Raw genomic sequence first — 24933 nt, forward strand, 5'->3', positions numbered from 1 at the left:
GATCACTCCATCGGATCCGGCCCGACGGCGCGCGCGTGTGTCGCGTAACTCGGGGGAGTGTCGCCGCAGGCTGGGTCCGGGGACGCGGGGGCCCCGGTCGGCGGAGGTGAACGACCGGGGCCCCGTCCCGTTTTCGCCCGCGCCGGTGATCCCGGCGGACGCCGCCGCTCCGCTCGACCGGCCGACGGCCCTCACGCGCAGCCCCCGTACGATCGCCGGACCGGCGCCCACCGCGCGCGACGGCCCGATGTGCTCGCCGTTCAGATCACGGGCGGACGCCCCAGCCGGGTGAGCCGCCAGACGGTCCGCCAGCGCATGGGCCGACGCTCGCCGGCCGACTCCCGCAGACCCTCCACGAACCCCGCGAACCATGCCTTCAGCCCTGCCGGGGAACGGGTGCGGGCGAGGGTGAGGAGTGTCCACACCCCGAGGTGGACGGGGACGAGGGGCAACGGCAGCCGGCGGCGGACCAGCCAGACGCGGTTGCGGGCGTTGACGCGGTAGTAGATGGCGTGCCGGGCCGGCGAGGTCTTGGGGTGCTGGAGCAGCAGCTCCGGGGCGTAGCGGATCTTCCAGCCGGCGTCGGCGGCGCGCCAGGCGAGGTCGGTCTCCTCGTGCGCGAAGAAGAACTCGGCGGGCCAGTCCCCGGTCTCGGCCAGCATCGCCATGCTCAGGGCGTGCCCGCCGCCGAGGAAACCGGTGACGTAGCCCCCGCGCATCGGGTCCGACTTCCCCACCCGGGGAACATGGCGCTGCTGGGTCTCACCGTGCTCGTCGGCGATCCGGAACCCGACGATGCCGAGGCGCGGATCGGCGGCGTACAGGTCCCGTACACGGCGCAGCACATCGGCGTCGACGAGCAGCCCGTCGTCGTCCAGCTCGACCACGACGTCCACGTCCCCGAACTCGCGCAGCCGGGCCAGGGCCACATTGCGGCCGCCCGGGCAGCCGAGGTTCTCCTCCACGTCGATGGTGGTGACCTCGCCGGGCAGGGAGAGCCGACGGGCGAACTCGGGCAGCCGGCAGCCGTTGCCGACGATCACGATGCGAGCGGGGGCCAGGTCCTGCTTGGCCACCGACTCCAGCAGGGCGTCGACTTCGGCGGGCCGGTTGCCCATCGTCACCACGGCGACGGCGATCCTCGGCTCCACCACGTCCCTCACCCCATCCGGCCGACGGCCGCGCCACACCCTGACCGCGCGGCGCCCACCGTTCACGAAGATGTTGCCTCAGCTCCGCGGGTTCCCCCGACCCGGATTCACTTTGCCGCCCCTCTGCTCCGGTTTTGTCGGCACCACCCCCGGCACCACCCCCGGCACCACCCCCGGCGCCTTTCGCGGCCCCTTCCCCAGCACCACCCCTCGGCGCCTCACTCCGACACCGGCTCCCGGCATGACAAAACCCCGGAGCGGAGTTATCCGGTCCGGGGTCCAGTGGAGCCGCCTTCGGGATTCGAACCCGAGACCTACGCATTACGAGGGCCTGCGTGATCATGACGGGTGGTGTTCGGTGATCACGCTCGGTCCTGTTCTCCCTGGTCAGAGACTTGCTGGCCGCCGGTGCATGACGTCCCATCCAATGGGTGCTTCCCCGTCCGCTCACGCATCGCTCACGCAAGATGGATCAGCTGGAACGGAGTCCCCACACAGTGGGGCGGAGATGGACGTGCCGGCACCTCGGCGTGACGATCAAGAGCTCCCCTGGATCCTTCTCATTCGGTCGGCGAGCAACTGCGCCACGGTGTCTCCGAGTTCGAGGTCGGGACGAACATCGAGCCATGCGTCCAGTTCTTCCGCAAGGTCCGCGTCGACGACCTTCCCCTGGAACCAGCGCAACAGGGACAGCAGGTTGGTGATCGTCAGAAGCTCGGCGGCGCCGTCAACGTGGACGGCGCGATCGAACCCCTCCTCCAGATCTGCGGTCAGGGATTCCAGGTAACGTTCGCGTCTCGCATCGGCAATTTGCATGGCCTGCTGGCGAGTAACGGAGAAGCAATCCAGTATTCGCCTCACCACCGAATCTACCTGCAGATTCGATGGCACCTCCTGCGCCCCGGCCTCTATTGCTTTGCGCGTGAACCCCACGTATTCGTCGGCGATACGGCTCCAGTCGGGAATCTGCAGCTCACGATCGATGAAATCGAGCAGCCGCGAAGCGAAACCGATACGCTTCGTGAGGTCGACATCGGGCTCCTCGTTGACCGGATAGGAGTCTGTGATGGCGATGTCCAACAGGACGAGAATCCACCGCGCCCGGCGCCCGCGGGACAATGGCGGGGACAACCGCCACAGGGCCTCCGACAGCTGGGAAGGTTCAAGCCGGATGAGCGTCCGGTAGTCGCTTATTGGACTGTTCAACACGATCACCGAGCGTATGGCTGAATGGCTTCGTCGGGAACAGACACGCCCGCATTGCGGAAAGCGTCAACGCCCGACTGAAGATAAGAATCAGGGACATCGAGATCCAGCAGAGGATAATAGTGGCCACTCTGGTCACTTATCATACTGACCCCTCCATTCTCGAAGATCACGTCCCCGGCACCCCGCACCGGTCCCCCCCGGAACAGTACCGAGTGCTTGATCTTGCGGGATACCTCGAGGAGGACCCGCAGCTTTCCATCGGGGCCGACGGCCCACAAGTATTGTCCGCCACCGGATACTGCCTCGTCGAACGCCCTGCTTCCCGCATCGATGGGAGCCACTCCCGCGGCCTCCGCATCGGCCAGTTCCCGGGCAAGGAATTCAGGGTCGTCGTACTGGTTGGGGAACAGCCGCGGCTGGGAGTCTTCCACCGCCGACAGTGACGTGGGGGAGCCACCAGTAGAAAGACCCGAGAAGGCGCCGCCGAGGGCGCCGAGGAGCAGGTCGCCGGGGGTGGTGGGTTCGCACAGGGCGTTGTCGAAGGCCCAGGTGTAGGCGGCGCCGACGCCTGCGTTGACGGCGGCCGAGGTTGCCGTGGCGGCCGTGCTGCCCTCTTCGAGGCCGAGGAGGTCGGCGGCGCCCGCGCCGGCCGCGGGCATCAGCAGTCCGGCGCCGAAGCCGTACAGGGCGCCCTTTGCCGCGGAGGTGCCGAGGCCGCTCCAGCTGAAGTCGTGGGGGTGGCTGAGGCTGTAGCTGATGCCGCCGAAGACTCCGCCGATGATGCCGCCGACGGCGGCGCTGACGCATTCGGGGCAGGCGCCGGAGGGGTCTGTGAGGGTGGCTGGGTCGTCGTCGGTGTAGGCGTAGGGCGACGTTGCGGGTTCGGCGAGGGAGGCGGGGGCGGGGTCGGTGCTGGTGAAGCGGCCGGTGCCGGGATCGTAGGTACGGGCGCGGAGTTGGTAGCCGAGGGCGGTGCCGGCGGGGTCCTTGTACTGGCCGGTGTAGGCGAAGGGGTTGGCGGGCGCACCGGTGACCAGGGCGGTGGCCGTGGTGTTGCCGTACGCGTCGTAGCTGTACTTTTCCTGGTCGACTCCGGTCGAACTGGTGAGGTCGGTGATGGAGCCGGACAAGTCGTGGTGGTCGTAGTAGGTGCCGGCGGTGGTGCGCAGGGTCTGGGGCTCGCCGAGAGGGTCGTAGCGGTAGTCGCCGATCAGGGTGCCGGAGCCGTTGGTCTCGTCGGCGATCTGGGGCAGTGGGTTGTTGATGTCCCAGTAGGTGGTGCGGGAGAGCGTGCCGTTGGTCTTGGTGGTGGTGCGGTTGCCGGCGGCGTCGTAGGTGTAGGCGTATGCGGTGGAGCCGACGGTGGCACCGGAGAGCTCGCCGGCGGCGTCGTACTTGTAGGTGGTGGTGCCCGCGGCGGTCTGGTCGCCGTCGGCGTCGTAGGCGTAGGCGGTGGTGGTCGATCCGGTGACGGACTTGGTCAGTTCGTCGGCCGCGTCGTAGGTGTAGTTCGTGGTGGCCGTGCCGGTCGCCTTGGTGAGGCGGTTGCCGGCCTTGTCGTAGGCGTAGGCGGTCTTCGACGAGCCTGTGGGGCAGCCGGTGGAGCCAGAAGGGGCCGTGCACTCGGACAGCAGGCGGCCGTTGGTGTCGTAGCTGTAGCTGGTCGGCGGCTGTGCGGTGCCGGCGCGGGCGGAGGTGACCGTGGAGGGGGAACCGTTCGCGTCGCGGGTGGCGGACCAACTGGCCAGGGTCGCGGTGGAGTTGGCCGAGGCGATGGTGGTGAGGCGGCGGGCTCCGTCGTAGGTGCGGGTCTCCGTGTAGCCGTTGGCGGTCGGGAGCGTGGTGGTGGTGAGGTCTCCGGCGACGTCGTAGGCGTACTTGGTGCTGGCCGAGTTGGCAGTCTGGCCGGTGACCTCGTCGTCGGAGTTGTAGGTGAAGGTGGCCTGGTAGCCGTCCGGGTAGGTGCGGGCTGTGACGTCGTTGTCGGCGTCGTAGGTGTAGGTGAACGGCGTGCTGCTGCCAGGGACGGACAGGGTGAGCAGCCGGCCGGCGCCGTCGTGGGTGGCGGTGCGGCTGCCGGTGGCGTCCGTGATGCCGGTGACCTCGCCGGCCGCATCGTAGGTGTAGGAGATGGCGGCGGTGCCGTCGCTGTAGGTGCGGCCGGTCGGCCGGCCCCGGCCGTCGTAGGCGGTGGTGATCGTCTGGCCGCGGGCGTTGGTCTTGACGGTCGGGTCGCCGTCGGCGTCGTAGGCGTAGGACACGGCGCGGGCGAGGGGGTCGGTCTTCTTGGTGAGGCGGTGGTCGGCGTCGTAGGCATACGCGGTCGTCCGGTTGTTGGCATCGGTGCGGCCGGTGATGTCGCCGACGGGGTCGTAGGTGTACCCGGTCACACCGGTGTCCGGTGCCGTGACGGTGGTGAGGTGGTCGCCGGCGTCGTAGGCATAGGTGGTGGAGTTGCCGCGGCCGTCGGTGGTGGAGGCGACGTTGCCGTCTTCGTCGTAGGAGCGGTGGGTGGCGGCGCCGGTGGGGTCGGTGACGGTGACCGGGTTGCCGTCGGCGTCGTAGGCGTAGGACCAGGTGTAGGCGGCGGCGTTGGCGCCGGTGACGTTGCCCCGCGGGTCGGTGGCGGTGATCCGGCGGCCGTCGTCGTCGACGGTGTACGTCGTCACCTCGCCCAAGGGAGAGGTGACGGACGTCAGATCGTGGTCGGCGTCGTAGGCGTACGCGGTGGAGTAGGAGCGCCCGTCGGTGATCTTCGTGACCCGGTTGGTCTTGTCATAGGTCCAACTGACGCTCTGGTTCAGCGGATTGGTCACCTTGGTGGTGTTGTTGTCCGCGTCATAGGTGTAGGTGGTCGCTCTGCCGAGCGGGTCGGTGACCTTCACCGGCCGGTGGTCAGCGTCGTAGGCGGTGGCCGTGGTTGCGCCGGTCGGGTCGGTGGCGGTGAGCCGGTTCCCGGCGCTGTCGTAGCCGTAACTCCACGTGTACTTGGCCGGGGTGGCGCCGGAGAGGTTGCCGCGGGGGGTGATCGTGGTCAGCAGATGGCCGGCCTTGTCGTAGCCGTAGCTCGTGACGGCGCCCAGCGGATCAGTGACGGAGGCGACGAGGCCGGTCGCGTTGTAGGCGCGGACGGTATTCCCGCCGACGGCGTTCTTGACGGACGTCAGACGGTTGGACGCGTCGTAGGCATACGTCGTGGCCGCGCCGAGCGGGTCGGTCACCGAGGTCAGGTTGCGCGCCGCGTCGTAGGTGTACGACGTCTTCTTGCCGCGTGGATCGGTGACGGAGGTGACGTCGTCCTTGGTGTCGTAGCCGTAGGTGGTCGTGTTGCCCAGCGGGTCCTTGCTGGTCAGCCGCCTGCCCGCGGCGTCGTAGGTGTAGGTGGTCTTTTCGCTCAGCGGCGAGGTGACCGAGGTGAGGTTCCCGGCGGTGTCATAGCCGTACAACGTCGTCTTGCCGCGCGCCGTCGTGAGCGAGGAGGTGAGGCCGGCCGTCGTGTACGTCAGGTTCGTCACGCCGCCCGCGGGATCGGTGATCGACGTGAGTCGCCCTGCGGAGTCGTAGCCGTACGTCGTCTTGTCCGAGCGTCCGTCGGTGTGGGTGGCGACGTTGCCGGAGCTGTAGGTCCATGTGTCGGTCGCGACCGGCGTGACATGGGTGAGCAGGTGACCCGAGTTGTCGTAGGTGTCGGTGGTGTGGTCGCCCAGTGGGTCGAGGACGGAGGTGCGGTTGCCGTAGCCGTCGTAGCCGTAGTAGGTCCGGTTGCCGAAGGGGTCGTACCGGGCCGTCAGCAGACCGCCGGCATACAGATCGCTCCATACGCCGCCGTCCGGGGCGGTGATGTCCGTCTCCCCGCTGGTGTAGGCGAACGTGGTCTTCCGGCCGGCTGCGTCGGTCTGGGTGACGACGCGTCCGGAGGAGTCGTAGTCGTTGCCGACGACGTCGTGGCCGCGCGTGTCGTTGATGTTCGAGAGCCGGCCTGCGGTGTCGTACGTGTAGGTGGTGGTGCCGCCGTCGAGGCCCGTGACGGTCGTCAACCGGCCTCCGGAGTAGGCGTAGTCGACATGCCGGCCGTCCGCCAGCGTCACGCTGCTGAGCATGCTGCCGCTGTACGAAAGGCTTACCGCGCGGCCGGCTGCGTCGGTCACCGTCACCGGCTGAGTCCCCGAGTAGGAGAACGTCAGCCCCTGACCCGAGCGGTCCTGCCTGCTGGTGAGCAGTCCCGCAGCGCTGAACCTCAGCACGTGGCGGTCCAGCGTGGTCAGCGTGTAGCCCCCGCCGGAGAGCGCCACCAGAGTCGAACGGGCCAGGATGGGTGCGGTGAAGTCGCCGGTGGAGGTCTTGGTGTAGGTGAACGTGGAGCCGTTCTCGTCGCGGAGCGTGACGTCACCGTTCGCGGCCACCGAGAGGGAGGTCTCCCAGGGCAGCGTCCAGCCGGTGCCCAGCGCGCCCGGCGTGGTGTCGTTTGAGGAGTAGTCGCGCGACAGCGTGAACGGCACGCCCGCACCGGCCACCGTCGCGTCGGTGAACGCCTCGGAGAACGCTCCGGTCGCCGTGTTGACCGGATCGCACTCCAGCGCCTGCGGCCGGGCCGCCCCGGAGGCCGTGCCACCGCAGCGGCCACCGTAGGTCTGGGCGGCCTGCAGGCTGGAGAACGTGTGCGCGTTGACGGCAGTCCCGCCGGCCGTGCCGCCGGCGTCTGTGACCGTACCGACCACGTTCAGGCTGAGGTAGGTGGATCCGCCGGTGGGGCAGGTCGAGGGCACCGTGTACGTCGCGGACACCCGCGGCGGGGCCGGTGTGGGGCCGCCGTTGCTGGTGTTGAGCCGCGTGAACGACGAGTGCGCGGTCACGACCTGACCGGTGTCGATGGTGACGTTCGCGCCGCAGCCGGAGAGTTCCCACGTGACGTGGACCGTGGCCGTCACATCGAGGTAGGTCCTGCTGGTCGAGTCGTAGTCGTCGACGGAGTCCCAGATGTCCGCTGCCAGCGTCAGCGTCTCGCCGGGGACGACCACACCCGTGTTGAACGCACCCGGGGAGACCCCCGTGTTGGCCCAGGACCGCGGATCGCCCGCCGATCCCGACATGACCACGTTGTCAGGAACACCCCACACGCTCGTGTCGGCAGCCGCGCCGGCTCCCGCAGCAACAGACGTCGACCTCCCATCGCGCTGCTGGGTCGCCTTCCGCGCCTTGTCGCTCTCCTTACGCAGGGAGGACGTGGTAGGACGAGACCCTCGCTTGGACACGACCGACGCGGCGCGCGAACCGGAGGCGCGGTCCTGCTTGACCTCTGTGCGGCGCTGGGCGAGCGTCATCACGTGCTGCGACTCGACGGGCCTCGGCTTCGCGCCGGCCACGAAACCGCTGCCCAAGGCGGGCGCAGCCATCGCCGCGCCGGGAATAGCTGAGGTGAGACCCGCGAAGAGGGTGAGCACCACCCCGGCTCTGAGCACCCTGAATCGACGTACGTTCATGACACAGCCCCCCTTGGCCCGATACTCCGTGGCACCGCGACACTCAGCCGGTCATGAACATGCCGCAATGAAAGGGTTTACTGCACACCCACTCGCGGTCAATGCCCGGATTTACCGATAAAGATGATCTTGATTCTTATTCGCCAAATGCACGGGCGGTGCGCAAGGTGAGGATTTGCCCTCTTGTTTCCAGTGCACTCCATGCGACGGAAACGGTTTCCTTTGCCTCATGTTCGTGATCTTCACTGCTGGTTGACCCTGCCATCTTGCAACCATGGGCAGTCAGAGGGATGTACGTGACTGGAGATGACAAGCTCCACTTCAGCCCGAACGACTGATTGTCCGAAAGCCGACACGAAAGCGGTCATGGACGCCGTTTTCGGCGGCCTGCGGACTGGGGGCGGACTGGGAAACGTTGCACCCAAAGAAATCGCAGGTCAGATGGCAGGGTTGAAGTTCAAGGCTTCTTGCTCTCCTCCAGTTCGAGGTCGACCTTGGGGAAATGTCCCGTCTTGGCGACTCCCTGATGGTGGATCAGCTTTGTTTGACGACACTTTGACAGCGGTCTACGCGGTTGTCGTCGCACGCGGAGCGGCGCCCGTCCCGGGCATCGCGGACGGGCGCATCTGGTAAGAGCCGGTCAAGGCTTCCGGTGACGTCCTCGGCCGGGGCCGAGACCAGGCGGAGCAGGCTGGATGTCCGGCCCGCTCTCGGGGGCAGGCTCGGGAACGTGGCCGAGGAACTCCCGGGCAGCGGCCGCGTTCGGTGCCACGCCGACTGTCACCCATGTCTGCCCGTCCCACTCCATCAGGGCGCGCGGGGCGTCGGGCGCGACGTGGGAGGCGCGGGCTCCGCCGGCGAGGGGGACGGCGCGGCGGGTGCCGGTCATCTCCCGTTCCGCAGCCCGGCGCCGGTCGCGTCGGGCGGCCCACTCGTGCAGGGGCTCCTCTTCCGGCATCGTCCGCGCCTCCTGGTGCTCGTTGCCGTCAGACCCTAGACCAGGTCACGGTCTGCCCGTCGGGGGTGACGGTGACCTCGAAGTGGTCCAGGCCCGGGGCGCCGTCGGCACGCCACCGGGTGACGGTCTCCTCGATGTCGTCCCACAGGTGAGCGGGGCCGCCTTGGCGGACGGTCCAGGTCTCGCCGTCCTGAACGACGGCGGCCCAGGCGCCGGCGTTCACGTCGATCAGGAGGTGTTCGGTTCGGCCGTCCCGGTTGAGGGTGAGTCGTTGCGCGTGAGGGGCGGCGAGCTGGGCGACGAAGCGCGTGTTCCAGTCGTCCAAGGCGTCCGCGGCGAGCCCGGTGGTGCGTTCCTCGCCGTCGTCGATGTCCGGCAGGAGGCCGAGCGGGGGCGGGAGCTGGGGGCGGGCGATCATGAAGGAGACGTGCCCGCCAAGGAGTCGGCCTCGTGCGGTTCCGTCCTCGCCCACGGTGAGCCGGGCGAGTTCGGAGGAGTAGAGCCAGCCGGACAGGGTGGCCAGGATGATCCCGCCCGGCCGGGTCTGCTCCACCCACGCGTACGGGAGCTCGGTGACGCCGCATGTCGCGATCAGCCGATCGTACGGGCCGCTGTCGGCGTGCCCGGCGAGCCCGTCGCCTGTGATCAGGAACGCCGCGTAGCCGGCATGCCCGAGCGCGGCGCGGGCCCGGGTGGAGACCTCCGGGTCCACTTCGATGGACGTCACGAGGTCTTCGCCGAGTCGCTGGCAGAGCAGGCTGGTGGAGTATCCGGTGCCTGTGCCGATCTCCAATAGGCGGTTGCCGTCCTCGACCTGGAGGTCTTCGAGCATCCGGACGACGAGGCCGGGCAGGGTGCTCGATGAGGTGGGCTCGCGCAGGATCTCGCCGCGGATGTCCCGGGGGGCGATGGTCCCGGCGATCTGGGTGACGAGGGATGCGTCTTGGTAGCAGCCGGCCAGCCATCCGGGGTCTTCGGGGAGGACCGGCCGCCACGCGGTGGTTCCGGGGCTGTCGGCCCGTTCGAAGTAGCCGCCGCGCAGGAACTCGTGCCGGGGCACGGCTTCGACGGCGGCCCGCCATGGGTCGGTGCGCAGGTGGCCGCTGTCGGCCAGGCGCTCGGCGAGCGCGAGGCGGAGGGCCTTGTCGTCGTCGGTCACGTCGTGGTCTTCCTCTCCAAGAGGTCGGCCAGGGCTGCGCACATGGGCAGACCCGTCTCGGGTTCCAGCCAGTACCACTGACCGGAGGGGTTGCACTCCAGGAACCACCATTGCCCGTCCTCGGCCACGCAGAAGTCGAAAGCCCCGAAGACAAGCCCGAAGTGGTCCATGTAGTGGCGCAGCGCAGGAGTGATGCCCGGTGGCGGCTCCACGGGGGTGTAGGTGAGCCGGTCGTAGTCGGTGCGCCAGTCCAACAGGTCGGAGTCGATGCGGACGCAGAACTCCCGGGCACCGATGACGGTCACCCGTACGTCCGCGGTCTTGGCGATGCGCTTCTGGAACAGGTGCGCCGTGCCCGCCACGCCGTCATCGATGTCCGCGGCGGACACCTCGGCGACCTTGACGACGTTCGACACCCCGTCCACCCGGTACACGGGATTGTGGAGCGGCTTGTAGATCACCGAGCCCTCACGCTTGATGAAGGCCCGTGCCGCGTCCGGACTGGAGGTGATCAGCGTGGGCGGCACCCGGAAGCCGGCCTCTACCGCCGCGGCGAGCCCGGACGGTTTGAACTCCGCATCCCCGATGCGGTGCGGGTGGTTCACGTACAGGCAGCCGGGCAGGGCGGCCAGTACCCCGCCGAGCCCGTACCGGGCCTGCGTGATGGCGAACCGAGCGTCCTGGTCGCTGAGGTGCGGGAAGGCGAACCCGGTCGGCCGGCGGTAGTACAGGGCGCGGACGTTGGCCAGGTCCGCGGTGCGGGAGGGGGTCAGGAGGCGGCCCTCGATCCCGTGCGGGGTGATCTCTGCCTCCACCGACAGTGATGCGGGGAAGTCCCCCGAGTCGAGCCGCACGACCGGGATGTCCCGGCCGTGCAGCTCGCGGATCACCACGTCGGCGGTGGGGTCGTGGAGGCTGGTGACGACCAACACCGGACGTGTGTCAGTCACTGGTCGTTGTCGCTCCCGGTGTCGCTGTCCTGGGTGGTGCCGTTGCCGTCAGGGCTGGTCCCGGTGGAGGGGCTGGTGCCGGTGCTGGTTCCGTGGCCGGGCATCTCCATGACCTGACCACTCGCGTCGAAGAACTGGGCGGTCTGGGTGTGCGGGTCCAGTCGGACGGTTGTGTAGCCGGGGGCCATCGTGGGGTACGGCGCCATGCGGCCGACTCCCCAAGGCTGTGGGGTGATGGTTCCCTGCGGGACCGCCGTGCTCGTCGGCAGACGGTCAGAGTGAACGAACATGCCTCTCCTCGGTGTCGCAGTGGTGGATCCCGGCCGGGGCGGGTGGAGCAACGAGGCGTGCCCCGGCCGGGCTGGTGCCGCGCGCCGTTCTGGCAGCGGGCGGCAGGGTTGGTCCCCTCGGGGGTGGGGACCGATTCCCCCGCGGCGTCTTGCCGGAGTCCCGCGGGGGCGTCTGTCAGGCGATGGCCGGCTGCCGCTGCATGAAGTAGGCGAGGGCCTGCGCCTTGAGGCGGTCGAGGTCGTCCTCGCACACGTAGACCGGCGCGTGCTGTCCGTCCCACTGCAACGGTCCGAGCCAGACAACCGGTAGGCCGGTGCGCCCGCACCCGAGCCAGCAGTCACCGATGACCCAATGCGCTTCCACAGGGCAGTCCTCCTTTCGCGTGGTGCAGGTGGCTCCGGGCGGGCGTGACGGAACGCCCGGAGCCACCACCCCCGGGGACAGATCACGGGATATCCCAAGGGGGGTCTGTGGGGGAGGTGAGAGACGGTCCCGCAGTTGAGCGCCCGCAGTGCCGCAGCGAGGCCGGCGCAGTCGCTGAGGTGGGCGTAGCCGCGGATGCCGTCGCTTGCCTCGCTCGCGTACACCGCCCGTTCCAACGGCTCGCCGTGCTCGATCGGGCCGGGGCCCGCGGGGACCTCCGCAATCTGCTCGCAGCTCCACGCCGTAGGGGCCTGAACCAGGCGCCCGGTGGCCGTGAGCCACGGCATCGGGCCAGCGGGGGACGTCCCACTCCCCGCTCGGTATTGGACGCTGGCCGGGAAGCTGAGGCGCGACCGCTTGGTCTCCACGCTCACCGGCGGCCCCCTCCCTCGCCCAAGGCCGCTCGCCCGGTGAGGACGAGCGACTCCACCTCATCCGGGTAACAGAGGTCACCGGGCGACTGCATCGGCAGGCACCAGTACCCGCGCCCCTTGGGTTCGGTGATCCGACTCGCAGGGACGCCGAGGAAGTTGTCACGGCCCAGGTAGCTCACGCCCCGGAAGTCGCCCTCTCTCAACCGCCATTCGGCCGTGCCGGGCACCAGGGCGTAATACAGCTGGGCGTGGAGGTCCATGAACGCGGCACCGCCGTCGAACCACCGGGCGAGGAAGGCGTCGACCTTCCCGAGCTCATCCGACTTGGCAGCGGCCCACACGATGCGAGCGGGGATCCGTACGGCGGAGAGGATGCCGCCGCAGCACAAGAGCGCGATCCCTTGCTCGTCCCACTGACGACGCGCTGTATGCCGATCGTCCGCGGCACCAAGGAGCCAGGAGGTAGCGGCGAACTGCCGCTCTGGCAGGGTCGTCGTGCCCGTTGCCTCAAGCACGGTGGATGACGGATCGCGGGCGGCGGTGGCTGCGGCTCTCTGCTGCGTGGTTCCTGATTGGGTCATCGTCAACGCCTTGGTCGGGGCGGAGGGGGGAGGCCCGCTCGCATGCCTCGGGGAAGAAACCTGCGGGCGGGGCAGCCGACGGGGGAACGTTCACGGGTGCGTCCCTCGTGGCTGGCAGCCAGTCAACGACGACCGGGCCAGGTGGGGGGACTCCACGAGGTGACTCCAACACGGAGTCAGCGCACAGTCGTTGGACATAGCATCGAGTCACCGCTACTCGGGGGAGCCGTAGATGAGCCATCAGTCACCGGATCCGCGGGTGATCATTTCCGGTCTGCTCGGGGACGAACGTCTGCTGCGCGCGCTGGCCAAGCGGGACATGGGCTCTGTGTTCCGCATGCTCAACAGCCGGGGTGTGAGCACGCGGCGGCTCGCCGCGGCGGTGGACATCACACAGGGGCGGCTCTACGACTACATGAACGGCAAGAGCCGGGTAGAGAAGCTGGCCCTGTTCGAGCAGATCGCCGACGCCTTCCATATCCCCGGCCACTTACTGGGCCTGGCCCGCCGGGCATGGGAGCCAGCCGCCGCCGTACCGGAGCACCATCGAACGGACCATCCGCCACCGGACGGTGACGACCTCGCCGCCGTGGACCACTTCCGCAACGCGGACCGGCAGACCGGCGGCGGCCGTCTGTACGGGGCCGTGGTGCGGCATCTGTCGGACCGGGTGGCACCCCGGCTCGTCGACACGGCGAGCGGGCCGCAGGTGTTCGCTGCGGCGGCGGCCTTGACGGAGATGGCCGGCTGGATGGCGCACGACTCCGGACAGGATGACCTTGCCGGGCTGCACTTCGCGCGGGCTCTGCCCCTGGCCCGTACCTCCGGTGACCTCCCCCTGGCCGCCAATATCGCCGCGAGCAGCAGCCACCTCGCGCTTCAGACCGGTGATCCGGCGGCGGCCGTGGGGTGGGCGCGCACCGGGCTCGACCTCGCAGCGCAGGGGCCCCGGATTCCGGCGCTGACCGCACGGCTGCACACGATGAAGGCCCGCGCCCTGGCCGCCGCCGAGCAGCACGCCCCGGCCGCCCGTGCGCTCGAAGCAGCACAGCAGGACCTGGAGGGCGCCACCGATGCTGGGCACCCGTGGCTGAGCCCTTTCGACGCTGCCGCCCTGGCAAGCGAGTCCGCGCTGATTTTCCGTGACCTGGAACGGCTCGACGACGCCCTGCAGCATGCCGAACAGGCCGTCGCCCTGCGGGAGACCGGACGGGCACGGTCGCTGGCGCTGAGCCAGATCAGCCTTGTGAACATCCAAGTGCGGCGCAGGGAGTTGGACGCCGCGGTGCACGCCGCGCATGCGCTGTTGAGTACGAGCCCGACCCTGGGGTCTGTCCGGGTCGTCCAGCAGCTCGACGAGTTGCGCCGCCTGCTGGAGCAGCACAAGGCGCATCGGCCGGTGCGTGAGTACCTGGTGCGCTTCGACGATGCGCGCAGGGCCAGAATGCTTCTCCTGGCCGACCTGATCCCGCCACCACCGGGAGGCACCCCCGCATGAGGCCCACCGCACCCGACCCCGGCGACACAGAAGCCTGGAACGCCTACCTCGCCGAAGGCAACGCCAAGCAGGCCCGTAAACGCGTGGCGGCTGACGTCCTGTTGCGTGATCCGACCGGGCGCGTACTCCTGGTGAACCCCACCTACAAACCGGACTGGGACCTGCCGGGGGGCATGGCGGAGGCGAACGAGCCGCCCGAGGAGACCGTGGGCCGCGAACTCCTCGAAGAGCTGGGGCTGAAGATCACGGTGACTGGGCTGCTGGTGGTGGACTGGGTGGCACCGCATGGCCCATGGGATGACCAGATCGCCTTCATTTTCGACGGCGGCACGCTGCCCCAGGACCAGGCCAACCAGCTGCGTCCACGGGACGAAGAGCTTGCCGAGGTCGCGTTCGTCGACCCGGAAGAAGCCCACGCCCGGCTGGGCGAACGCATCCAGCGCCGCTTCACAGCCGCAATGGCCGCCCTCGCAGCGGAACGCCCCCTGTACCTACACGACGGTGTACCAACACACTGAACGCACCACAGGCCGGTCGAGAGCAGGTAGTGGGACCCGCCCGTGCGCGAGGCCCGCTACCTGCTCTCGACCTGAAGGGGGTATGCGAGCGCGACCACAACTCAGGTAGCAGCCGAAGCACCCATGCCTACCGGCGCCGACCGGGCCGCTGTTCGGTGGGTGTCACCGCTGCGGGTTGGGGACCGCGGCCCTGCTGAATGGAGATCGAGCCTGCCCTCGTCGAGCTAAGGCGGGCGGCCTCAGCGCGGCGGTTGGGTGCCGGGTTTCGGCTGGTGTGCTGGATGCGAGTGATCAGGACGCGGGCGGGCTGGCGGGCGGTCGTCAGCTCGCGCTGGGCAGCGGCTTCCTTGATGAGCTGGTGGGGCTGGTGTCCGCGGGCTTCGGCGTCGGCAAGGACGGTGGCGAGCGCGGGCCAGGCCGGGTCGGAGAGGATCCGCTCGGCGTGGTCCGGGACGGCCGCTCGCACGTCGCTGGCCAGAACGCGGCGGGATTCTTCCCTGGGCGGTCGGGCTATGAGTTCGGCGAGCGTCGAGGCGAGGGCCATGTCAGCGGCTGTCTGGAGGTGCTGGACGGCCTGGCGGGCGGCGTCGGCCTGGTGGGCGTGGTTCTTCGCTTCGTGCCAGCGCCTGGCGACGATGGTGGCCCAGACGAGGGCTGCGACTAGGGCGGCGAGTGTGCTGCCGTCGGGGCCGGTGGCGGTGTGGACGATGTCGCGTGCCGCGCTGCGCAAGGCGTGGGCGGCTCGGTCTTCGGCGCGAATCTGGGAGCGCTGGGCTCGGGCGAACGCCTTGGCGGCGGCGTTGAGTTCGGCGCGCAGGTTGTCGGGTGCGTTCTGGGCGGTGGCTTCGAGTAGTTCGCCGAGGGCGGTGATGTGGGCCTGGGCGTGGGTGTCGTCGGCGAGGTCGGTGTGGAGGGTGTCGAGTGCGTCGGTGGCTTGGTGCCAAGGAGTGGTGGGGTAGTTGCGGCGGGCGGTGGGGTGTTCTTCGGGCTGGCTGGATTCGAGACGGGCCTTGATTTTGGGCAGGGAGAGGTCGGGGGCGATCTTGCTTCCGGGGTGGTAGATCTGCTCGTCGGCCTCGTTGACGTCGCCAGGGCGGCCGGCGGCGTAGCCGAGCAGGTCACCTGACGGGCCGCGGCGGACCTGGACCTCGACGCCGCTGGCTTCGAGGTAGGCAATGAATTCCTCGGCGTTGGTGACGTGGGGGATGGCGGCGCGGATGCGGTCCTGGAGCCACTCGGGGCTGGGCTCATCCCAGCCGAGACGTTCGGCCTTGTGCATCTCGGCCTGGGTGGGCCGGCGGGCACCGGTGCGGTCGCCCTTTTTCAGCCAGCGCAGCCCGTAGTTCTTCTCTATCTCGCGGCACTCGTCACCGACGCGCACGCCGCTGCCGTGGAGCTTGGGGCGGCGTCCGTCTTCGCGGACGGTGGTGGCGAGGATGTGGATGTGGTCGTCGGCGTGACGTACGGCGATCCAGCGGCAGGCCAGGTCGTCACCGGTCGGCGCGATGCCGGCCGCTTCAACGATGCGCTGGGCGATCTCGCCCCACTCGGCATCTGAGAGGTAGCGGTCCTCGGGGGCGGCGCGGACCGGGCAGTGCCAGACATGGTCGGTGACCGGCTTGCCGAACTCGCCGTTGCGCAGCCGTACGGGTTCGTCGAGGTAGCGGGTGAGTTCGGTGAGGGTGGCCTTCTCGTCGCGGCCGGGGTCGGGCATGCCGAGCATCGCGAACCCGGCCACGATGTGCGGATCAAGGTGCTCGTCGCGGTCGCCGGGGCCGTAGAGGTAGGCGAGCAGACCGCGGATGTTGGACCCGGCCGGTTTGATGGCGGCGATCACGCGGGCGCCTCCGTCTCCGCATCGGCGGGCTGACGCAGGGCTTCGGCGATCAGCTCCAGCACGTCGTGGAGTTCGGTCAGGCGTTGGCGGATGTCGGGTGGGGTGCGGTCGCTGTTGAGGGCGCGGGCGATCTGGTTGACGTTGACGCCGATCCGGTTGAGCTGGCGCAGGACCTGGGCGCGGAAGATGTGCGTGCGGCGGCGGTCCTCGGACAGTGGCAGGTTGGCGGTGAACCGGCCGGTGATGAAGGCGAGGACGATGTCGGCGGCGAACCCGGAGTCGCCCTTGTAGCCGTGCTCGGCGGCAACGTCTTGGAGGCGGGCGCGCTCCTCATCGAGGAACCGCAGGGGGCCGACGCGTGCGTCACGCTTTTCGCCGGTGAAGCGGCGGATCGACGGCTGGACGCTCTTCACGACAGGCTCACCACCGACCGCCTCGGCGCTGTCGGCGGTGCGTACGGGGCGGAGGATCTCGCGCTGGACGGTGTGGAGTGTGTCCTGGTCGGGGCCGCCCTCGGCCCCGACGTCCTGGCCTGGCGCCCCCTGGTGCTGGGCCGTCTCCGCCACCCCCGGGGCGGAGACCCCCGAAGACCGGCCGTGAGTCGGACTCGGGGTACTACTGGCTCCGCCCGGGGCAGCACGTCCGAACGCGCGGCGCAGACGGTTCATCAACGCAGGGGACTTCCTCAGCTGCGGCAGCTCGTCGGGGGCATTCTCGGGGTCGAGTGGGTCGTGCGTCATGGACGGTTCTCCGGAGAGGGGTGGGGAGGGCGGCAGGTCACGGCGGAGATCAGGCGGAGTTCGGGCGGCTGCCGCCTCATCCACAGGTGTGGACGATCGCGTGGTGTCCGGGGTGGTGACCGGCGGGCCGGGTGACCGGAAGGGTTCCGGTCACCCGGTGGCGGTTCCGGTCAGTGGCCGGGCCGATCGGTCTCGGCGGAGGGTTCGAGTTCGGGCCGGAGGATGTCCATCACTTCGGTCAGTCGCTTGCTGCCGACCGTCAGCCCTTTGTCCTCAACCGCCGTTCGGACGACGGCCCGGGTGAGTTTGCCCTGCTCAGCGGCAGCGGCCCGGCCGATCTCTACGAGCGCCTGGAGTGGGGCGCCGGGCGGACGGCCACCGCGCAACCTGCCCGCCGCAGCGTCGACGGGTGTTTCCGGCGGCTGGACGGAAACGGCGGCCGACGGCTCAGCGGCCGGGCTGGGCTGAACCAGTAGGTCGGCAGGCCGGGCGCCCTCAGCCGGAGTCCCGGCGGACTGGCCGACAGCGGTGACCGAATGCTCGGCGAGCCGGACGGATGTGGCAGCCAGTGGTTTGGGCACCTGCGCTGAATCAGGAACCGAATGGTCGCCTACGGGCCGCGCGACGAGTTCGTGGATCTGCCGCATGAGCACGCCGAAGGCCACCATCGCGGCGGTCGGGGGGACCGCGGCGACCACGTAGTCGAGCAGCGGCACGCTGCCGACTGCGCGTGTGCCGGTCACCCCGGCCACGTTGAGCCCGATGGAGCCGAATGATCCGATGGCGGTGACGCCGATGGCCCAGTTGTCGGTGACGCGGCGCAGGCCCGCTCGGAGCATGAGGAGTTCGCCCGCGACGATGAACGCGTCCAGCGTGGCGGGCCAGGCCCATCGGCGGGTCGGCGAGTCGCGGAGTCCGTGCTGGGCGGCGACCTCGGCCAGGTGTGCGTAGGAGAGCCAGAACGCACCGGCGGTCAGGGCGACGATGACGATGCCGGCCGTGCGGAGCACGTACTGCTCCGCGGTGGGCTTCGTCTTCGCTGGTTGTTCCTGACCGGGCTGGTCGCCGCGCGTCGGGCGGTCTCGGCGACGGGACATGAGAGGGAGCCTCAAGCGGGGTACTCCTGGGGTAGTGGTGTGGTGCGTCTTTGGCGTCTTGGCCGTTGCAGGCGCAGGTCACAGTGGGTACGGCAACCGCCTCGGCCCTCCGTCCCGGCAGGCGCCGCTGACGTCGTGTTCCGAGTCGGAACACGACGTCGGCGCATCCTGGCCGGCCTGCTGCCGGTGTGGCCGTGCCCCCTGGTCGGGACGGTGGCGTTGCGTCTTCCGTCCTAGTGGGCAGGGCTGTGACCTGCGGCGATACGGCAGGACGGTGGCGGACGGCGCAAGACGGATATGGGCGGCGTCTTGGCGGCAGGGGTGCGATTGATGATCGCGTTGCCGTCTTGGCCCCGGTTGCCGTCTTGCCTGTAGGCCGTGTGACCTGCGAGATCACGGCAGGGACGGCAAGTACGGCAACCAGGGGCGCCGGGCTCAGCCCTCGCCGCGAGTGGTGTCGGCGTCGACGGGGTGGACGGCGGGGCAGTACCGGCGCCAGGCATCCAGGAACTTGTTGCGCATGTAGCCCTTGCGCTGGGTCCGGTCGGCCATGCGCACGTTGCCAGGCTTGATCTCGAAGTCGCGGAGCATCCTGCTCAGCTCGCGGGCACTCAGCCCGCCGCGTCCCCACTCCGCCCACGGAGCCTCCGCGTCCTGGCGCAGGTGGTGCAGGAGTTCCTCGGTGGACAGGCTGTCCACCTCGCGCTGGGCGTAGAAGACCCGGCGGATGTCGGCAAGGATCCGCGCCCCGCTCGGGTGGTCCTCCTCGGCCGCCGTTTCGGCGGCGACCATCCGCCCACACGCGAGGCGCGCCAGCCTGGGCCAGTGCCCGCCGGCCAGGTCGGCGACGATGACCAGGGGCTCCCAGGTGTCCGCGGCACGGTCCTCGACCGGCATCTCCGGCTCCAGGTTCGCGGCCTCGTCCAGCAGCGGCTTGGCCCACGCGGCGATGCGGTCGCGCAGGTTATGCAGGGCCGGGATGTCACGGCGCGAGCGGAATGGTTTGACCTTCTCGCCCTCGGCCCGGCGCCGCATCCGGATCACCACCGCCCGGTCCATGACCGTGTCGGGCAGATCGCCGATCCCCGCGATGGCCGCCATGGCGAAGGTGGCGAAGCGGTGCGGGGTGTGGTCGTTGCCGACGACCCGGGTGACGTACCGGTTGCGCTGGTGACCGGCGTTGAGCAGGCCGCGCATCTCCTCGTTCTTCTCGGCCATCTTCGGGGTGCCGAAGATGGTGTCCGCCTCGTCCACCAGGAGCGTGGGCGGGTTGTCCTCGGTGATCGACCGGAAGATGGCCGCCGGGGTGGTGTTGATGGTGAGCATCGGCTCGTGGACCGTCTCGGTCAGCACGTCCAGCAGCCGCGACTTGCCACACCGCTTCGCAGGCCCCACCACCGCCAGACGCGGGGCGTGCTGCCAGGCGGGCTGCAGGTGCGTCGCCGCTACCCACAGCGTCACGGCATCCAGCGCCTCCGGCGAGGGCAGGATCACGAACTGGGCGATCTGCGCACGCAGTTCGTCCAGCAGCGCCGAGCCAACCGTCGGCTCCGCATCGGGTACTTCCTCCAACCCGCTCGTCGCGCCCGCCTTGTGGGCGCTATGGGCCCTGTGGGCCGGCGCATCGTCGCTCAGGTCCGGATCGGCGCCGTCAGCCTGCGCGGCACGCCGGTGAACGCCGGGCTGGCCGGGGATGGCGGTGGTGGGCCAGGTTGCCTTGGCCGGGGCGGAATAGGACTCGGGGTTCTCAGGTTGCACTCGGCAGCTCCTCGTCTGGCGGTGGCGGGCTCGCACGCCCTTGCCGCCGGGTCGGTTCACATGGGATCCCTGGGGAGTCATCGGGCCTCCGGCGTCGCACCGCCGGGGGCTCTCCCTCTTCTCGCGGGCGTTCGGGCACCGCGAGGGAACACGGACAGTACGTCCGCGCCCGTCCACAGTCCAGCGTTTCTGTGTCAGCTCAGCGCAGAACCGCTCGCTACGCTCCCGCACCCTCACGCCGCCAGCCCCAGCAAGGCCAACAGGTCCGCGGTCACCACCCGGTAGGCGTTGCCCAGACGCAGCACCTTGCACGGGTACTGGCCGCGCTTCGCCAGCTCGTACCCCTTGCTCCGGCCGAGACCCAGAGCCCGGTTGCCCGTCTCCAGGTCAACAGCGGCGGGAAGCCCCAGCAGCTCTTCTCGGCTCATGCCCTTCATCCGGCTCGCGGGTTCGTTCTCGCGCATACGCGCTCCATCCATGACTGAGCCCTCGGCGAACACGGCGATCGCGCTCGTCTCCAGGCCATGGAATCAACGGTAGGCAAGCTACTGTGTCTTCATGACACAACACCGTTCCGACCATGGATACGAGAAGGACGACGAAGACGACGTCCTTGAGTGGGAGGACCACGTCATGGCCACCGTGGCCGGCGAGGTCCGCAGACGACGGAAGGAACTGCGGTGGAGCGCACAGGACCTGGCCGACAGGTGCGAGGAGATCGGCTACCCGATCCCCCGCAACGTGATCGCCAACATGGAATCGGGCCGCCGCGCCGTCCTCCCGCTGGTCGAGGTCATGGTCCTCGCCAAGGCCCTGCGCATGTCCCCCATCAGCCTGATCTACCCCGTCGGCTACGTCGACGAAGTCCGCCAACTCCCCTACCAAGAGCCGCGACCGGCCTGGGACGCCCTGCAGTGGTTCACCGGCAATTCGCCGGCTGAAGACGCCACCGACCACATGCTCGACCACTTCCTAGCGCACGACCTCGAACTCCGCTCGGCCCTGGCCGCCGTGGAAAGCGAGGACTACGAACGCTGGAAGGTCAGGACAGCCGCCAACCGCGTCCAACGGGAAGCAGCCGAGCGGGCCTTGGCCCGCTACGTCGATCAGGCCGCCAAGGCCAAGGACGAACTGCGCCACCACCGCGACGCCATCCGCGAAGCCGGCGGTACCCCACCCCACCTGCCCTCGCAGCTTGATGACGTCGACCCACCCGAGTCCGATCCCCACACCACCCCGGAGGAACGCCTTTGAAGGGCTCCACCTACCGCCGCTGCTCCTGCCGCGACCCGAAGACCGGCAAGGAACTCGGCACTTCCTGCCCGAAGCGCAACAGCAGGAACCACTGCACGTACTCCATACGCCAGGAGCTGCCGCCCCGCGAGGACGGCACCAGGCGGTCCTTCGCCCGTGGCGGCTACGACAGCCGCAAAGCCGCCCAGGCTGACCTCGACCACGTACGCGCCCTCCTCGGGCTCGCCGAGTCGGACGACCCCGAGGGCATCCAGCTGATCGCCGAGATGCTGTCCGACGTCAGCCGCGACAAGCTGCCCCTCCCCGACGTGGAGGAGACGAGGCGCCGCCTCAACGCCGGTCAGGACTTGGTGGGCAGCCTCACCGTCAGCGAATGGCTGGACCGGTGGCTTGCGGGCAAGCGCATTCGGAAGTCGGGTATCAGCCGCTACGAGACCGATGTCCGTGTGCACCTCAAGCCCCACATCGGTGACCGGCGCCTCGACCGGCTGCGGGTGATCCACCTCAGCGAGATGTTCACCGCCATCACCGACGCGAACGCCGAGATCCTGGAGCAGAACGCCCAGCGGCGAGCGGCGGTCGAGGAGTTGGCGGCCGTGCCATGGAAGGGCGTGGAGAACCGGGCCCGCCGCAAGGCCATGAAGGCAGCGATCGATGCGATGCCGCCCTTCCGCCGCGTTACCGGGCCGTCCACGCGCCAGCACATAAAGGCCACGCTCCGCGCCGCCCTGAACGACGCGATCGGCCAGCAGATCATCACGTTTAACCCGGCGGCCCACGTCGAAATCGACCCTGTCCGCAAGCCGAAGGCGCTGGTGTGGACGGACGAGCGGGTCGCCCGGTGGGAACAAACCGGCGAAAAGCCCTCCCCCGTCATGGTCTGGACGCCGGAACAGACCGGCGCCTTCCTCGACTTCGTGGCCGGTGATCGGCTGTACGCCATGTGGCACCTCATCGCCTTCCGCGGCCTGCGTCGCGGTGAGGCATGCGGCCAGCCCTGGTCGGAGACCAACCTCGACCGGCACTCCCTCACGGTCACCGGCCAGCTGGTCCAGGACGGCTGGGAGGTCGAGGCGTCCGAGCCGAAGACCGACAGCGGCTTCCGTGTCGTCGCCCTCGACGACGACACGGTCGGCGTCCTGGAGCGGCACCGCAAGCAACAAGAGGCGGACCGCGAGGAATGGGAGTCGGCCTGGGTCGAGACCGGTCTGGTCTTCACCCAGGAAGACGGCTCCTGGCTGCACCCCGGCAAGGTCACCGACCTCTTCGAGCGGCTCGTCGCTGCCTCCGGCCTCCCGCCGATCCGTTTGCACGACCTCCGCCACGGGGCGGCCACGCTCATGCTCGCTGCCGACATCGATATCAAGATCGTGTCGGACACTCTCGGGCACAGCGACACCCGGATCACCCGGGACATCTACCAGAGCGTCCTGCCCCACGTCGGCAAAAACGCCGCCGAGGCCACCGCCAAGCTGGTCCCGCTCCAGCGCAAGTCCGAGGCGGAGAAGGCCCGCAAGGTCGCCAAGAAGGCCAAGGAGAAGGCGAAAGCCCAGGCCAAGGCAGAGAAGAAGAGGACGCGGAAGAAGCCTAAGAAGTAGGGCCGGACCCGCTCCGCTCACGCATCGCTCACGCAAGCCACCTCCCGGCACCAGGACCGCTTGAAGCGCCACGCCCGGAGCAACACAAAAGGCCAGGTCACGGGCTATGTGACCTGGCCTTTGCCGGAGCCGCCTTCGGGATTCGAACCCGAGACCTACGCATTACGAGTGCGTTGCTCTGGCCATCTGAGCTAAGGCGGCGCGCCGTCCGCACTATGGTGCGATCGGCAACATCGGTAAGTCTACACAGTTTCCGGGGGTGCTCTGACCACGCCCCGGAAGCGAGGGTTCCGGGGCGAGGGCAGGGGCCGCGCGCAGCCGTGCTCAGGGGCCGCGCGCAGGGATTCCCGGCTATGAGCAGCGCTTTCCCGCGGGCGGTGGGGTGCCGTGCAGGAGGTAGGTGTTGATCGCGTTGTCGATGCAGCTGCTGCCGCGGCCGTAGGCGGTGTGGCCGTCGCCGACGAAGGTCAGCAGGCGTGCCGAGGAGAGCTGGCGGGACAGGGACTGGGCCCAGCGGTAGGGGGTCGCCGGGTCGCGGGTGGTGCCGACGACCACGATGGGCGCCGCGCCCTGCGCCTCGATGCGGTGCGGCGCGCCCGTGGCCTTCACGGGCCAGTACGCACAGCTCAGCGCGGCCCAGGCCAGGCTTTCGCCGAAGACCGGGGACGCCTTCTCGAACATCGGGAGGGCCTGGCGCACCTGGTCGGGGCCGGTGAAGGCGGGGGGGAGGTCAAGGCAGTTCACGGCCGAGTTGGCCATCATCAGGTTGCTGTAGTGGCCGCTCGCGTCCCGTTCGTAGTAGCTGTCGGAGAGCGCGAGCAGACCGGCACCGTCGTTGTCCTTCATCGCCGAGGTCAGCGCCTCGCGCAGTTGTTCCCACTGCGCCTGGTCGTACATCGCCGCGATCACGCCGGTCGTGGCCAGCGCCTCGCCGAGCTTGCGGCCGCTCGCGTCGCCCGCCGGGATCGGGTGTGCGTCCAGCTTGCGGAAGAACGCCTTGAGGCGGTCGCCGACCTGCGCGGGCGTCGTACCTCTGCCGGCGAGCGGGCAGTCGGAGCGGCGGACGCAGTCCTTGGAGAACGCCTGGAACGCCGTCTCGAAGCCCGCCGTCTGGTCCAGGTTCAGCGTGCGGGCGTCGATGGAGGGGTCCATGGCGCCGTCCAGGACCATCCGGCCGACCCGGCTGGGGAAGAGGCCGGCGTACGTCGCGCCGAGGAACGTGCCGTACGACGCCCCGACGTAGTTCAGCTTCCGGTCGCCCAGCACCGCCCGCAGGATGTCCATGTCCCGCGCCGCGTCGACGGTGGAGACGTGCCGCAGCAGCCGCGCCGAGTGCGCCCCGCAGCTCTCGTCGAACTTCTTGTCCGCCGCGACCAGCGCGCTCTGCTCCCGCTGGTTGTCGGGCGTCAGGTCCGTCTGGGCGTACGCGTCCATCTGGCGGCCGTCGAGGCACTGCACCGGCTCGCTGCGGGCGACGCCCCGAGGGTCCATGCCGACCATGTCGTAGCGGGCGCGGACGTCCGCGGGGTAGCCGACGCCCGCGTAGCTCTGGAGGTAGTCGATCGCCGAGCCTCCCGGACCGCCCGGGTTGACCAGCAGCGAACCGATCGGCGTGCCCTTGCCCGTGGCCTTCTTGCGGGCGACGGCGAGCCGGACGTCACCCGCGCCGGGCTTGTCGTAGTCCAGTGGTGCCTTCATCGTGGCGCACTGGAAACCGGGGGCGCCGCAGCTGCGCCAGCTCAACCGCTGGCTGTAGTACGACGACAACGCCGACGGCGTCGCCCGCGGCAGCGCGGCCAGCGCCGCGTCCGCCGTTCCGCCTGCCGAGGTGGTCGAGCTGCCGGGGGAACAGGCGGACACGAGCAGGGCGCCGGCCGCGAGGAGCGCGGCGGTGAGGCGCGCCGTCGCCCGGGTCCGTGGGCCCCGGGTCCGGCAAGGGGATGGCCTGGTGTACATCAGGCGAGCCTAACCCTGTGCGACGGAGCGAGCGCGGTGCGTGGGAGGGATGTGCTCGTACGAGGGACACGGCCGGGGGTACGCGCGGGGCCCCGGCCGCT

At 69.7% G+C, this 24933-nt stretch carries 19 protein-coding genes and 1 tRNA gene; 4 read left to right on the plus strand and 16 right to left on the minus strand.

Annotation, left to right across the window (positions count from 1 at the left end; genetic code table 11):
• Nucleotides 1-260 precede the first annotated feature (260 nt).
• From ACZ60X_RS25300 to ACZ60X_RS25340, 9 genes are all read right to left on the minus strand, one after another.
• Nucleotides 261-1154 carry a glycosyltransferase family 2 protein gene (locus tag ACZ60X_RS25300; protein ID WP_469602600.1) on the minus strand — a complete coding sequence of 298 codons (894 nt, stop codon included), beginning with the start codon at nucleotides 1152-1154 and terminating at the stop codon, nucleotides 261-263.
• A 534-nt stretch (nucleotides 1155-1688) separates the two neighbouring features.
• Nucleotides 1689-2231, minus strand: a complete 543-nt coding sequence (locus tag ACZ60X_RS25305; protein WP_469602602.1) for a hypothetical protein — start codon at nucleotides 2229-2231, stop codon at nucleotides 1689-1691.
• Between the two features lie 131 nt (nucleotides 2232-2362).
• Nucleotides 2363-7840 (minus strand): RHS repeat-associated core domain-containing protein, encoded by a 5478-nt coding sequence (locus tag ACZ60X_RS25310; protein ID WP_469602605.1) that lies wholly within the window; start codon nucleotides 7838-7840, stop codon nucleotides 2363-2365.
• Between the two features lie 640 nt (nucleotides 7841-8480).
• Entirely contained in the window at nucleotides 8481-8798 is a 318-nt protein-coding gene (locus ACZ60X_RS25315; protein WP_469602607.1) for a DUF6087 family protein, read from the minus strand.
• A 28-nt stretch (nucleotides 8799-8826) separates the two neighbouring features.
• Nucleotides 8827-9957 carry an ATP-grasp peptide maturase system methyltransferase gene (tgmC, locus tag ACZ60X_RS25320; protein WP_469602610.1) on the minus strand — a complete coding sequence of 377 codons (1131 nt, stop codon included), beginning with the start codon at nucleotides 9955-9957 and terminating at the stop codon, nucleotides 8827-8829.
• Entirely contained in the window at nucleotides 9954-10907 is a 954-nt protein-coding gene (gene tgmB / locus ACZ60X_RS25325; RefSeq protein WP_469602613.1) for an ATP-grasp ribosomal peptide maturase, read from the minus strand. The genes tgmC and tgmB overlap by 4 nt, the downstream gene beginning before the upstream one ends.
• Nucleotides 10904-11113, minus strand: a complete 210-nt coding sequence (tgmA, locus tag ACZ60X_RS25330; RefSeq protein ID WP_469602615.1) for a putative ATP-grasp-modified RiPP — start codon at nucleotides 11111-11113, stop codon at nucleotides 10904-10906. The genes tgmB and tgmA overlap by 4 nt, the downstream gene beginning before the upstream one ends.
• A 259-nt stretch (nucleotides 11114-11372) precedes the next feature.
• Nucleotides 11373-11561: a hypothetical protein gene (locus ACZ60X_RS25335; protein WP_469602618.1), complete on the minus strand. Its 189-nt coding sequence runs from the start codon at nucleotides 11559-11561 to the stop codon at nucleotides 11373-11375.
• A 430-nt stretch (nucleotides 11562-11991) separates the two neighbouring features.
• Nucleotides 11992-12576 (minus strand): hypothetical protein, encoded by a 585-nt coding sequence (locus tag ACZ60X_RS25340; protein WP_469602621.1) that lies wholly within the window; start codon nucleotides 12574-12576, stop codon nucleotides 11992-11994.
• 232 nt (nucleotides 12577-12808) lie between these two features.
• On the opposite strand from ACZ60X_RS25340, the gene ACZ60X_RS25345 reads away from it, so the two are divergent.
• Entirely contained in the window at nucleotides 12809-14074 is a 1266-nt protein-coding gene (locus ACZ60X_RS25345; RefSeq protein ID WP_469602623.1) for a helix-turn-helix domain-containing protein, read from the plus strand.
• A complete protein-coding gene (locus ACZ60X_RS25350) occupies nucleotides 14071-14592 on the plus strand; it encodes an NUDIX domain-containing protein (RefSeq protein ID WP_469602626.1) in 522 nt (173 codons plus the stop codon). The genes ACZ60X_RS25345 and ACZ60X_RS25350 overlap by 4 nt, the downstream gene beginning before the upstream one ends.
• A 127-nt stretch (nucleotides 14593-14719) precedes the next feature.
• Here ACZ60X_RS25350 and ACZ60X_RS25355 read toward each other — a convergent pair whose 3' ends face one another.
• The 5 genes from ACZ60X_RS25355 to ACZ60X_RS25375 form a co-directional block, all read right to left on the minus strand.
• Nucleotides 14720-16429: a relaxase/mobilization nuclease domain-containing protein gene (locus tag ACZ60X_RS25355; RefSeq protein WP_469602629.1), complete on the minus strand. Its 1710-nt coding sequence runs from the start codon at nucleotides 16427-16429 to the stop codon at nucleotides 14720-14722.
• Nucleotides 16426-16995: a MobC family plasmid mobilization relaxosome protein gene (locus tag ACZ60X_RS25360; protein ID WP_469602631.1), complete on the minus strand. Its 570-nt coding sequence runs from the start codon at nucleotides 16993-16995 to the stop codon at nucleotides 16426-16428. Before ACZ60X_RS25360 ends, ACZ60X_RS25355 begins: the two co-directional genes overlap by 4 nt.
• 344 nt (nucleotides 16996-17339) lie before the next feature.
• Complete coding sequence (locus ACZ60X_RS25365) at nucleotides 17340-18266, minus strand: DUF2637 domain-containing protein (RefSeq protein WP_469602634.1); 927 nt, start codon at nucleotides 18264-18266, stop codon at nucleotides 17340-17342.
• A 435-nt stretch (nucleotides 18267-18701) separates the two neighbouring features.
• Nucleotides 18702-20024 (minus strand): DUF3631 domain-containing protein, encoded by a 1323-nt coding sequence (locus ACZ60X_RS25370; RefSeq protein ID WP_469602637.1) that lies wholly within the window; start codon nucleotides 20022-20024, stop codon nucleotides 18702-18704.
• A gap of 233 nt (nucleotides 20025-20257) precedes the next feature.
• The gene (locus tag ACZ60X_RS25375) at nucleotides 20258-20488 is read right to left on the minus strand and encodes a hypothetical protein (protein WP_469602639.1); all 231 of its coding nucleotides are present in this window, start codon (nucleotides 20486-20488) and stop codon (nucleotides 20258-20260) included.
• Nucleotides 20489-20582: 94 nt separating this feature from the next.
• Between ACZ60X_RS25375 and ACZ60X_RS25380 the strand changes: the two genes are divergently transcribed.
• Entirely contained in the window at nucleotides 20583-21278 is a 696-nt protein-coding gene (locus ACZ60X_RS25380) for a helix-turn-helix domain-containing protein (protein WP_469602641.1), read from the plus strand.
• Nucleotides 21275-22876 (plus strand): tyrosine-type recombinase/integrase, encoded by a 1602-nt coding sequence (locus tag ACZ60X_RS25385; protein ID WP_469602644.1) that lies wholly within the window; start codon nucleotides 21275-21277, stop codon nucleotides 22874-22876. Before ACZ60X_RS25380 ends, ACZ60X_RS25385 begins: the two co-directional genes overlap by 4 nt.
• 127 nt (nucleotides 22877-23003) lie before the next feature.
• Here ACZ60X_RS25385 and ACZ60X_RS25390 read toward each other — a convergent pair.
• Both ACZ60X_RS25390 and ACZ60X_RS25395 read right to left on the minus strand, forming a co-directional pair.
• Nucleotides 23004-23077: transfer RNA gene (locus ACZ60X_RS25390), tRNA-Thr, on the minus strand.
• A 150-nt stretch (nucleotides 23078-23227) separates the two neighbouring features.
• Nucleotides 23228-24832: an alpha/beta hydrolase gene (locus tag ACZ60X_RS25395; RefSeq protein ID WP_469602648.1), complete on the minus strand. Its 1605-nt coding sequence runs from the start codon at nucleotides 24830-24832 to the stop codon at nucleotides 23228-23230.
• Between the last annotated feature and the right edge of the window lie 101 nt (nucleotides 24833-24933).

The organism is Streptomyces sp. NPDC104106, assembly GCF_055584345.1.